Genomic DNA, 12,276 nt, shown 5'->3' with positions numbered 1-12,276 from the left:
TTATTATTTCTTATGATTTTTTAACGGCTTCTTCGCTTTAATCACTTTTGTCTTGGTGATAAAGATAGTTGAAAGCGGTGGTAAAGTAATATTGATTGAATAAGCTTTACCGTGCGATGCTACCGATTGACTTTCAAATCTATCAGTATTGCTCACATTACTACCACAGTAACAGCCTAAATCAGAATTTAAGATCTCTTTATATTCCGCCAATTCATTCACGCCAATCCGGTAATCCTTGCGTACAACAGGGGTGAAATTACTGACTACTATCACGCTATTGCCGTTTTTTGCTTTACGCTCAAAGGCAAAAACAGAATTGTCGTAGTCATCCACCACTAGCCATTCAAAGCCTTCAGGAGAATAATCTTGCTCAAAAAGTGCCGGAGTCTCTGTATATAAACGGTTAAGTGCTTTTACCCAGCCTAACACACCTTTATGCCACTCGCCCCCGTCTTCTCCAAGCAAATGCCAGTTCAAGCTTTCTTCAAAATTCCACTCTTTGCCTTGTGCAAATTCATTGCCCATAAAGAGTAATTTTTTACCCGGATAGCCCCACATATAGCCATAATAAGCCCGTAAGTTAGCAAATTTTTGCCAGCAATCTCCCGGCATTTTACTCAGTAGTGAGCCTTTACCATGTACCACTTCATCATGCGAAAGCGGTAGCACAAACTTCTCACTATATTGGTAAGTCATCCCAAAGGTCATTAAATTGTGATGATAACGGCGATAAATAGGATCTTTTTGCATATAGCGCAAAGTATCATTCATCCAGCCCATATTCCACTTATAGTTAAAGCCAAGTCCGCCTTGTTCGGTTGGATGCGATACACCGGCAAAGGAAGTCGACTCCTCTGCAATCGTCGCCCCACCGTGACTTTCCTCTCGTAAAATATTGTTAGTATGGCGTAAAAAATCGATCGCCTCTAAATTTTCACGTCCACCATATTTATTAGGGATCCATTCGCCATCTGCACGAGAATAATCTCGGTAAATCATGGAAGCAACCGCATCAACACGCAAGGCATCAATGCCAAAACGCTCAATCCAATAAAGTGCATTACCGGATAAATAATTATTTACCTCATTTCTGCCATAATTAAAAATCAAGGTATTCCAATCTTTATGATATCCCTCTTTGGGATCAGAATGCTCGTATAGATGTGTGCCGTCAAAATAAACTAAACCATGTTCATCGACAGGAAAATGCCCGACGACCCAATCTAAAATTACGCCGATGCCTTTATCGTGGGCTTTTTGGATAAAATAGCGTAAGCCTTCAGGGCTACCGAAACGGCTGGTTGGAGAATAAATTCCGGTGGTTTGATAGCCCCAAGAGCCATCAAATGGAAATTCTGAAATCGGGAGCAATTCAATATGGGTAAATCCCATATCTTTTACATAAGGAATGAGTTCATCGGCTAATTCTTCGTAACTTAACCAGTAATTATTGACAATATTTCGGCGCCAAGAGCCTAAATGTACTTCATAAATAGAAATCGGCTTATCTACCGCATTACCTGTGCGACAAGTTTTCTCAGCAGGTACAACACTTGGTAAACCTGATACAACAGATGCGGTTTCGGGTCGGAATTGAGATGCGAAGGCGTAAGGGTCGGATTTTAAGCGTAACACACCATTGTTATCCAGTATTTCAAATTTATAACAGGCCCCTTTAGCAACATTTGGAATAAAAATATCCCAAATGCCTGAATCCGGATGGAACCGCATAGAATGGACAAGCCCATTCCACTGGTTAAAATCGCCCACCACAGACACCCTCTTTGCATTCGGTGCCCAAAGACTAAAGTGGACACCTCCTACTTCGTTTTGAGTAATTGGATGAGCGCCTAATTTTTCATAAGGACGAAGCTGTTTCCCTTCGGTAAACAACCAGTTATCCAACTCTTGAATATGGGTTTTGAAACGATAAGGATCTTCAATATCAGCTTGGGTGTGTGGATACTGTACCAACAAGCGGTAAGAAAAATCAATTTTTTTACCAATCAATTCAGCAATGAAAAAACCTTTATCATCAATTTTCTGCATAGCTGAAATAACTTTGCCTTGCAGATCGATAACTTGACAAGAAAGAGCGGAAGGAAGAAAAACTCTAATAATAACGCCATTATCAATTGAGTGAATACCTAGATAGGAAAAAGGATCCTTGCAATATCCCTCAGATAGTTGCGTAATAAAAGTTAAATCTTGCTCAGAATAACTGTAATACTGCATAGGCACTCCCTGCTTAACGCTATCGTTAATTTTACCTTCTACTCTACCACTAAATAACAATAAAAGAAGTATATTTATTCTATTTTTTGACTCAGATCACAAAATATTTTTAGAGCTAAATCGTTTTAGCCACTTACCTCAAAAGCATAAAAACTTTATAAATTTGTGAGCTAGATCACATTTTTAACCATTTTTATCTGTATTTAGCTATAACGGTTTAGCAAAAAATAGAGTAAACTAGCCCGCAAATTTACAATTTAAATCCACCTGAATTGAAGGAGCTAAAATGCTTAATTTATCGGCAAAAAATATCCGTTTAAATGGCTCGGCAAACAACAAAGAAGAGGTTATCCGCCTTGTTGCAGCTGAATTAGTGGCAAACGGCAATGTAGCAGAAGGTTATGAAACCGGCATGCTTGCTCGTGAAACCCAAACCTCTACATTCTTAGGCAATGGTATTGCTATCCCTCACGGAACTTTAGATACTCGCCACCTAGTAAAAAACACCGGAGTGCAAATTATCCAATTCCCACAAGGAATTGAGTGGGGTGAAGGCAATATCGCTTATGTTGTCATCGGTATTGCTGCCAAATCAGACGAGCATTTAGCCCTACTTCGCCAACTCACGACAGTCCTAAGCGATGAAGCAGCGGCTGAAACACTAGCAAAAACCAAAAATCTTGATGAATTTATTGCCGTACTCAGCGGTAGCAAAAATCTTCCAGTCCTATCTGAAACCTTAATTTCATTGAATGTGGAATCTTCAAGCCTGATTACCCTATCCGCTATCAACGCAGGCAAATTACAAGAACAAGGTTATGTTTCCCAAGCTTTTATCAGCGATGTAGTTTCCTCTAACCCATTAAATTTGGGCGATAATCTATTTATTGTTGATTCTTCTAAAGGCAACCAAGCAAGCGGCCTGGCAGTTGCCCGTAATACACAAGGTCAAACCTTAATCACCGTTTCAGATACCGGTAATAACTTACAATTGGTTATAGCACAATTTTTAAAAGCTGATGTTCGTCAACAAATTGCAATGGCAACTGCTGCACAATTAGTTTCTCTACTAAAAGGAGAGTCTGGAGAATTAGCTTCAAACAGCACAACACCAACCGCTGACGTTTCAAGTGGCAAGCAAGTGATTGGTATATTTACTGTACGAAACGAAAACGGCTTACATGCTCGCCCGGCGGCAATGTTAGTACAGACAGTGAAACCTTTTACCGCCAAAATCACAGTAGAAAACTTAGACAGAGCTACCGCACCGGCAAGTGCGAAAAGTGCGATGAAAGTAGTAGCATTAGGTGCCAGCCAAGCTCACCGTTTACGCTTTGTAGCAGAGGGCGAAGATGCACAACAAGCCATCGAAACATTACAAAAAGCCTTTATAGACGGTTTAGGTGAAAACGTTTCATTTGTACCAACTGTTGAAGACAGCATTGAAATTGCCGGCGCTGTTGCTACACCAGCTCAAACAGAAATTACCACCGAATCTTTAACAACAGAAAATCAAAAAGAAGCTTGCTTTGTGATCAAAAACGAACACGGTTTGCACGCTCGTCCAAGTGCTGTTTTGGTTAACGAAGTGAAAAAATTCAATGCCAAAATCGAAGTGCAAAATGTTGATAAAAATTCACCGCTTGTGAGTGCAAAAAGCTTGATGAAAATTGTAGCACTGGGTGTAACCAAAGGTACGACATTACGCTTTGTTGCCACTGGTGAGGATGCCGAAGTTGCTCTTACTGCTATCGGCAAAGCCATTGAATCAGGTTTAGGCGAATAAACGAGGAATCACTATGCGTATCGCAACTGTTACCCTAAACCCAGCATTTGACTTAGTCGGTCGTTTAAAACGTATTGAAATTGGCGAAGTGAACACCGTTGAGACCTTAGGCTTATACCCTGCCGGTAAAGGTATTAATGTAGCAAAAGTATTAGCAGATTTAGGTTTAAGCCTTTCTATTACCGGTTTCTTAGGTGCTGAAAATCAAGGCGATTTTGTAAATGCTTTTGAGCAAAATAAGCTCAAAGATGAATTTTATCGTATTCAAGGCAAAACCCGCATCAATGTCAAAATTACCGAAACTGAAGCCGATGTAACCGATCTTAACTTTTTAGGCTTTGAAATTTCCACCCAAGATTGGCAGAACTTTATTGCTGAATCGGCTAAATGGAAAGATAAATTTGACCTAGTTGCAGTCTGTGGTTCTCTACCTCGTGGCATTACGCCCGAGCAATTTGCCTCTTGGTTGGAGTCTCTCCATCAACAGGGCTTAAAAGTGGTGCTAGACACCAGCAATGCAGCATTAACGGCAGGCTTAAAAGCTCATCCTTGGTTGGTTAAACCAAACCGCCGTGAGTTGGAAGTCTTTGTTGGCAAAGCCTTAAACAGTACAGAAGAGATCATTCAAGCGGCACAAACATTACATTCTCAAGGCATTGAAAATGTGATTATTTCAATGGGCGAAAAAGGTTCACTTTGGCTAAATAGCGAAGGCGTACTACAAGCTCAACCTCCTCGTTGCGAAAATGTGGTCAGTACCGTAGGAGCAGGCGATTCTATGGTTGCAGGCTTAATTTACGGTTTATCGCAGGGCTGGAATAAGGAAAAAACTTTACGTTTTGCTTCATCAACCTCCGCCCTTGCCGTATCACAGAGCAATGTCGGTATTTCAGATCGTAATGTGCTAGATCAGATCTTTAACGATACCCAAATTAACGTAGTTTCTTAACCAAAATACAATTTTATTTAAACAAAGGAATACATAATGAACGTTTCTTTTATTTTCCCACAAACACTCGGCAACGCTCGCCGTTTTTTAGTGAATGAAGTGCTGGCTGCGGCAGCAAAACAGCAAGGTCATCAAGTGGTTGCTGCCAGCCAAGCTGATTTCCTTGTGTTATTTGATAACGCAGTTCCGGCAGAAGCGGCAGGTAAACGAGGAGCGGTTTTAGATTTAGACCAAGCCTTCGCTCAACCTGAAGCCAGCCTTAAACAAGCGGTCGAAAATGCAAAAACTTTTGCAAGTGCTACTTTCTCAACTGATTTCTCATCCGGCTCGGCATCCTCTGCGGTGAAAAATATTGTTGCTGTAACTGCCTGCCCGACCGGCGTGGCTCACACCTTTATGTCAGCAGAAGCAATTGAAAATTACGCAAAAACTCAAGGTTGGAATGTGAAAGTCGAAACCCGCGGACAAGTAGGTGCAGGCAACCCAATTTCCGCGGAAGAAATTGCAGCGGCTGATTTAGTCTTCGTTGCCGCTGATATTGATGTAGATTTAGATAAATTCAAAGGCAAACCGATGTACCGCACCTCAACAGGCTTAGCCTTGAAGAAAACTGCTCAAGAGTTTGAAAAAGCCTTTGTACAAGCAAAAGTGTATGAAGGCGGAGCAACCAAAGCAGCAAATACAGAATCTGCAACAGGTGAGAAAAAAGGCTTGTATAAACATCTAATGACAGGCGTTTCTCATATGTTACCGCTAGTAGTGGCAGGAGGCTTATTAATTGCTATCTCCTTTATGTTTGGGATTGAAGCTTTCAAAGATGAAACCATCGCGGCTGGCTTACCAAAAGCGTTAATGGACATTGGTGGCGGTGCAGCATTCCACTTAATGATTGCAGTATTTGCGGGCTATGTTGCCTTTTCTATTGCAGATCGTCCGGGCTTAGCTGTGGGTTTAATCGGTGGTATGCTAGCCACAACCGCAGGAGCGGGGATCTTAGGCGGTATCGTTGCCGGTTTCTTAGCTGGTTATACGGTGAAATTCCTAAATGGTGCAATTCAACTTCCACCGAGCTTAACCTCGCTCAAGCCAATCCTTATTTTACCGTTATTAGGCTCAGCGATTGTCGGCTTGGCGATGATCTATATCATCAACCCACCGGTGAAAGCCTTAATGGATTCATTGGTTGAATGGTTAAATACAATGGGGCAATTAAACGCGGCATTTTTAGGTATCGTGTTAGGGGCAATGATGTGTACCGATATGGGCGGCCCGGTAAACAAAGCAGCTTATACCTTCGGCGTTGGCTTAATTGCTTCACAACAATACACGCCAATGGCGGCAGTTATGGCAGCGGGTATGGTGCCACCAATCGGTATGGCAATTGCTACTCTGATTGCGCGTAATAAATTTAATACCAACCAACGTGATGCCGGTAAAGCTTCTTTTGTCTTAGGGTTATGCTTTATTTCAGAAGGAGCATTACCATTTGTTGCAGCAGACCCAATTCGTGTAATTGTGAGTTCAATCTTAGGTGGTGCAACAGCCGGAGCAATTTCAATGTCATTAGGCATTACTTTACAAGCTCCGCACGGTGGTTTATTCGTGATTCCGTTTGTATCACAACCATTAATGTACTTAGCAGCTATCGCAATCGGTTCATTAGTTACCGGCGTAGTTTACGCAACCATCAAACAAAAAGCGGAATAATCCATTTCAACTAAAAAACGGAGCCTCTAGGTTCCGTTTTTTATCTTTTCAATGCCAGCAAGCGGTCATTTTTCTGCAAAATTTTGTAAGTTCGCTAGCCATAGCTTATTTTTAACTATACAATGCCCTCAATTTTTCACTTTCTTTTCACATCATAGGACTTAAATAATGAAAAAGATTTTATGGATTTTAGTGATCGCTGTAGTTGCAATCGGTGGTTATTCATTAACGAAATATAACGACTTAATGCGTGCAGAAGAAGACATCAACTCAGTATGGGGAAATGTTGAATCTGCTTATCAACGCCGTGCGGATTTAATTCCAAACCTAGTCAACACCGTTAAAGGTCAAGCTAACTTTGAAAAAGAAACTTTAACCTCTGTTATTGAAGCGCGCGCTAAAGCGACAGCGGTAACCATCGACCCAAGTAATGCTACCGAAGAGCAAATGGCAAAATTCCAAGAAGCGCAACAAGGGGTAAATTCTGCACTTTCCCGCTTATTGGTTTCTGTTGAGAAATACCCTGAGTTAAAAGCACACGAGGCCTTCTTAAACCTTCAAGCTCAATTAGAAGGTACAGAAAACCGTATTAATGTTGAACGCAATAACTTCAACGAAAAAGTAAAAGAGTATAACAAACAAGTGCGTGAATTCCCGACTAAATTAGCTGCGATGATCATGGGCTTTAAAGCAAAACCACAGTTTAAGTCCGAAGCAGGTTCGGATAAAGCACCGGTTGTAAATTTTAACTAAAATTTGACCGCTTGTATTAACCTAACTTAAAGCAATAAGCCTCTCAATTCAGCGCTTATTGCTTTATTTTTAAGAGGAACAAATGGGATTATTTTCTTTTCTTTCCAATAAATTGCCTATTGATACAGCTATTATTGAACAAGCAATCGTACATTTAGAACGGCAGACATCGGCAGAATTACGTGTTGTTGTTGAACGAAAAGCAAACATTGATAAAGTTGAAAATGCCGCGGTTTTACGTGCAAACCAACTCTTTGATGAATTAAATATGCAAGAAACTGCAGAACGTAATGGTGTGTTGCTTTATCTTTCATTTAAGCCACATTATGTAGCAGTGGTTGGTGATGAAGGCATTCATCAAAAAGTTGGCGAAACCTTTTGGCAAGATGTTTACAAAGCAATGTGTATAGATTGCCAACAAGGGGATTACACTCAAGCCATTTGCCATGCAATACAAACACTAGAAGGCCCGTTAGCCCGCTATTTCCCTTATCAAGCAAGTGATCGAAACGAACTTTCCAATGAGGTGGTGATTAAATGATAAAATCCATTTGCAAAATTCGTCACTTTTTTGACCGCTTGTTATTTCTCTGCTTAGCATTATTTAGTGTGAATGCTTCGGCAGTAACCTACCCTGAAGCGCCAAATCCGTTTTATTACATTACAGACTACACAAAAAACACCTTAAGTCCGCAAGAATGGCGGATATTGGAAGATGCGTTAATTGCTAATCGCGCCAAAACCAGCTCACAAATTATTGTAGTCATTGTGCCAACTACCGAGGGAGAAGCCGTTTCTACCTACGCTCATACCCTTTTTAATAAATGGGGAATTGGCCGAACTAAAAACAATGAGAACAATGGTATATTGCTATTAATTGCTAAAAATGACCGTAAACTCTTTATTGCAACCGGTCGTGGTTTAGAAGGTGTATTGCCGGATGCGATTGCCTCAAGCATTATTCGTAATGACATTACTCCATTCTTCAAACAAGAACAGTATGCAGCCGGTATAGCACGTGGTTTATCAGCAATTATGGCAGCCATTAATGGTGAATATGCCCCTTATGCCAGCTATGGTGAAGAATCCCAAGAATTTGAAGATATTGAAGGACTACTATTCTTCCTATTTGCTGCTATGGTGATTTTTCTTATTTTCCGTCCTCGTAGAAACACAACTTACATCAGCCCCGGCTCAATGGATCAATTAGGGCAAATATTACGAGAAAACCAACGTAGAAACGGGGGATTTAATGGCGGCTTTGGAGGTGGATTCGGTCGAAATTCAGGTGGATTTGGCGGAGGTTTCGGTGGAAGCCGAGGCAGCGGTGACAGCTTCGGTGGAGGTTCCTCCGGCGGTGGCGGTGCAGGAGGAAGTTGGTAACGCCTGCTGACTCGATAAATTTATTTAGTCATAAAAATCTGCACCTTTAATCAGTTAGTTGTTTAATCCGACTTTTGGGGTGCAGATCAATCTTGCTTTAAAAAGTTATAAAAATTAAGGATTAATCCTTAATAACTCAATATGGTACTTAACAGCTTGCTTTGCTTTTTTTCCTTCTTCCTGATACCCCAAATGAGCGGGAATATAAAATTCATAAATAGAGCCAGCAGGCATTAGCAATAAACTTTGTTGCAAGCCGGAGAACATCTCACTAATCGGTAAAATCACCGGTACATTATTCAGCGTCCCTTCTAACAATTCACCTTGGCTATTGTAAGAAGTAAAGCGAACCTCCACTTCATCACCTAAAGCCGGCCTTTTTCCAGTGCTCTTTTTGATGACTTTATATTTTAAACCTTGCTCGGTAGAGTGATAAATTGAATCGCCCAATGCCATAGTAGGTAAGCTTATAGTGCTTATCAATAATGCCATACTTAATGTATCAAGTATTTTCATTATATTAAATCTCCTTCTTAAGAGTATAAAGCAAAAGTATTGTTGCATTTCGACAATGTTTTTAGTTTAAAGTTTAGTATGTGGCTAAATATTAAAATTCTTAGCGTTATTTAAATCTTAGAAAGTACAAGCGGTAATATTTGTAATATTTTTTGCAAATATCACCGCTTGTTTTGTTTTATATCATTTAATTCAAAAATTTAATTAAATCTATTTGCTATTTTTGTCGATTTTCGGCATATTTAGAAAGAGTTAGAGATTATTTTATTTTATGTTTACCATAGGAATTTTTTATGAGTCATCCATATTCAACTATTCAGCATAATATTCATATGCTAGGCGAGTTTTTAGGGGAAACTATTCGCGATGCACAAGGTGATTATATTCTTGAGCTGATTGAAAGCATTCGCGTGCTTTCCAAAAAATCCCGTGCCGGTGATGAAGCAGCTCGTGAGCAACTATTAGATAAATTAGCCAACATTTCTAATGAGGACGTATTGCCGGTTGCCCGTGCCTTCAGCCACTTTCTGAATTTAACGAATATTGCTGAGCAGTACCAAACTATTTCCCGCCATCATATTGATGAATCGCTAGGTAGCCGTTCATTAGATTCACTTTTCCTACGTTTAAAAGCACAAAATATTCCTGTTGAAAAAGTAATTAAAACCGTTGAAGGATTAATGATTGACTTGGTATTAACCGCTCATCCAACGGAAGTCACACGTCGCTCTCTGGGGCATAAACACGTTGAAATCAATAAATGTTTAAATCTACTGGAACATGACGATTTAACTGAGGCAGAATCTTATAAAATCAAACGCCGCTTAATGCAGCTTATTGCACTAGCTTGGCATACCAATGAAATCAGAACACAGCGTCCTACCCCTGTTGATGAAGCGAAAAGTGGTATGGCTGTCATTGAAAATAGCTTATGGAAAGCCGTACCTGAATTTTGCCGCCAGCTTAATTTTTATCTGGAAAAACACTTTGGCGTACAATATCCTGTCAGTTTAGCACCTGTTCGCTTCTCTTCTTGGATGGGAGGAGACCGTGACGGTAATCCGTTTGTGACTGCCGAAACTACTCGCCGAGTATTAAGAATGAACCGTTGGAAAGCGGCTGAATTATTTTTACAAGATATTAAAGCTTTGGCAGAAGAGCTTTCAATTACACAATGTACTCCGGCATTTCGTGCAAAATATGGGGAGCATTTAGAGCCGTATCGTGTCTTACTCAAACAACTTCGCCAAAAATTGATCAATACCGGTATCTATTATGCCGAATTATTGGAAGATAAAATCTCAACCGTTGATGAAGATGATATTCTCACGTCTGATGAACAACTATGGGAACCGCTATTTGATTGCTATCAATCACTACAAGCCTGTGGAATGCGAATTATCGCCAATGGCGCATTATTGGATTGCTTGCGCCGAGTTGGCTGCTTTGGTTTAGGTTTATCTCGTTTAGATATTCGCCAAGAAAGTGGTCGTCATGAAGCAGCAATTGCAGAAATTACCCGCTATATTGGCTTAGGCGATTATTCTCACTGGACCGAAGATGATAAACAAGCTTTCTTAGTGCGTGAATTAAGCTCTCGCCGTCCACTCATTCCTACAAACTGGACGCCGAGCCCGGAAACTAAAGAAGTACTAGATACCTGTAAAGTAGTTGCAGAGCAACCTGAAGGTGTCATTTCTGCTTATGTGATCTCTATGGCTCGTGAAGCTTCCGATGTACTAGCCGTGCACCTTTTATTAAAAGAAGCCGGCTGCAAATTTACTATTCCGGTGGCACCTCTGTTTGAAACCTTAGGGGATTTAGATCACAGTGAAAAAGTGATGACCGATCTCTTTAATATTGGCTGGTATCGTGGTGTGATAAATAACTACCAAATGGTCATGATCGGCTATTCCGACTCCGCTAAAGATGCAGGAATGCTTGCTGCAAGTTGGGCTCAGTATCGTGCACAAGAATCTTTAGTGAATCTTTGTGAAAAATATAATATCGAGCTAACCTTATTCCACGGTCGTGGCGGTACAATCGGTCGAGGCGGTGCTCCAGCTCACGCAGCACTACTTTCTCAGCCCCCTCGTTCATTGAAAAATGGGTTACGTGTAACCGAACAAGGTGAAATGATCCGCTTTAAATTAGGCTTGCCTGCAGTTGCAGTCGAAAGCTTAGAATTGTATGCAAGTGCAATTCTTGAGGCGAATATTTTCCCACCACCGGAACCAAAACAAGAATGGCGAGATGTACTGGCAAAAGGTTCGGATATTTCCTGCCAGATCTATCGTAATATGGTGCGTGGCGAGCCGGATTTCGTACCATATTTCCGCTCGGCAACGCCGGAATTAGAGCTTTCTCGCTTACCTCTAGGCTCACGCCCGGCAAAACGTAATCCAAATGGTGGGGTGGAAAGTTTACGTGCTATTCCTTGGATCTTTGCTTGGATGCAAAATCGATTAATGTTACCGGCATGGTTAGGCGCAGGGCAAGCATTACAGCAACTCATTAATGATGGTAATGAAAATTTACTTAAAGAGATGTGTAATGAGTGGCCATTCTTCTCTACCCGAATTGGGATGCTGGAAATGGTATTTAGTAAAGCGGATGAATGGTTGGCGGAATATTACGATCAACGTTTGGTCGAGCCAAATTTACACCGTTTAGGTAAAGCACTGCGTAGCCAGCTACAATCAGATATTAAAACGGTTTTAGCTCTTGCTCACGATGGTCAATTAATGGCAGATTTACCTTGGATTGCAGAATCTATTGCACTACGTAATGTATATACCGACCCGCTAAACTTACTGCAAGTTGAGCTTCTACACCGTATTCGTAGTCAAGGCGAAAATGCTGATCCGGAATTAGAACAAGCCTTGATGATTACCATCACAGGGATTGCAGCCGGTATGCGTAATACGGGTTAAATTGCATTGCA

At 40.8% G+C, this 12,276-nt stretch carries 9 protein-coding genes; 7 read left to right on the top strand and 2 right to left on the bottom strand.

Annotation, left to right across the window (positions count from 1 at the left end; genetic code table 11):
• Positions 1-3 precede the first annotated feature (3 nt).
• Positions 4-2,238: a 1,4-alpha-glucan branching protein GlgB gene (gene glgB / locus A4G16_RS02955; protein ID WP_165888627.1), complete on the bottom strand. Its 2,235-nt coding sequence runs from the start codon at positions 2,236-2,238 to the stop codon at positions 4-6.
• 286 nt (positions 2,239-2,524) lie between these two features.
• Between glgB and fruB the strand changes: the two genes are divergently transcribed.
• The 6 genes from fruB to A4G16_RS02925 all read left to right on the top strand — a co-directional run bounded on the left by fruB (position 2,525) and on the right by A4G16_RS02925 (position 8,816).
• Entirely contained in the window at positions 2,525-4,024 is a 1,500-nt protein-coding gene (gene fruB / locus A4G16_RS02950; protein ID WP_165888626.1) for a fused PTS fructose transporter subunit IIA/HPr protein, read from the top strand.
• A gap of 13 nt (positions 4,025-4,037) precedes the next feature.
• The gene (gene fruK, locus A4G16_RS02945) at positions 4,038-4,973 is read left to right on the top strand and encodes a 1-phosphofructokinase (RefSeq protein ID WP_165888625.1); all 936 of its coding nucleotides are present in this window, start codon (positions 4,038-4,040) and stop codon (positions 4,971-4,973) included.
• Positions 4,974-5,009: 36 nt separating this feature from the next.
• Positions 5,010-6,680: a fructose-specific PTS transporter subunit EIIC gene (locus tag A4G16_RS02940; RefSeq protein WP_165888624.1), complete on the top strand. Its 1,671-nt coding sequence runs from the start codon at positions 5,010-5,012 to the stop codon at positions 6,678-6,680.
• A gap of 168 nt (positions 6,681-6,848) precedes the next feature.
• Entirely contained in the window at positions 6,849-7,433 is a 585-nt protein-coding gene (locus tag A4G16_RS02935; protein ID WP_042803894.1) for a LemA family protein, read from the top strand.
• 82 nt (positions 7,434-7,515) lie between these two features.
• A complete protein-coding gene (locus A4G16_RS02930; protein ID WP_165888623.1) occupies positions 7,516-7,974 on the top strand; it encodes a TPM domain-containing protein in 459 nt (152 codons plus the stop codon).
• Positions 7,971-8,816: a TPM domain-containing protein gene (locus A4G16_RS02925; protein ID WP_165888622.1), complete on the top strand. Its 846-nt coding sequence runs from the start codon at positions 7,971-7,973 to the stop codon at positions 8,814-8,816. Before A4G16_RS02930 ends, A4G16_RS02925 begins: the two co-directional genes overlap by 4 nt.
• Positions 8,817-8,930: 114 nt before the next feature.
• Here the strand turns inward: A4G16_RS02925 and A4G16_RS02920 are convergent, their stop codons facing one another.
• Entirely contained in the window at positions 8,931-9,332 is a 402-nt protein-coding gene (locus A4G16_RS02920) for an FKBP-type peptidyl-prolyl cis-trans isomerase (protein WP_237052385.1), read from the bottom strand.
• Positions 9,333-9,625: 293 nt separating this feature from the next.
• Here A4G16_RS02920 and ppc point away from each other — a divergent pair, with 293 nt between their 5' ends.
• Positions 9,626-12,265 (top strand): phosphoenolpyruvate carboxylase, encoded by a 2,640-nt coding sequence (gene ppc / locus A4G16_RS02915; protein ID WP_165888620.1) that lies wholly within the window; start codon positions 9,626-9,628, stop codon positions 12,263-12,265.
• The last annotated feature ends 11 nt before the right edge of the window (positions 12,266-12,276 follow it).

This window comes from Mannheimia granulomatis, from assembly GCF_011455695.1.
In the GTDB taxonomy this organism is placed as follows: domain Bacteria; phylum Pseudomonadota; class Gammaproteobacteria; order Enterobacterales; family Pasteurellaceae; genus Mannheimia; species Mannheimia granulomatis_A.
Note: the sequence above shows the minus strand (reverse complement) of the source record. Positions and strands in the feature narration are given on the sequence as shown.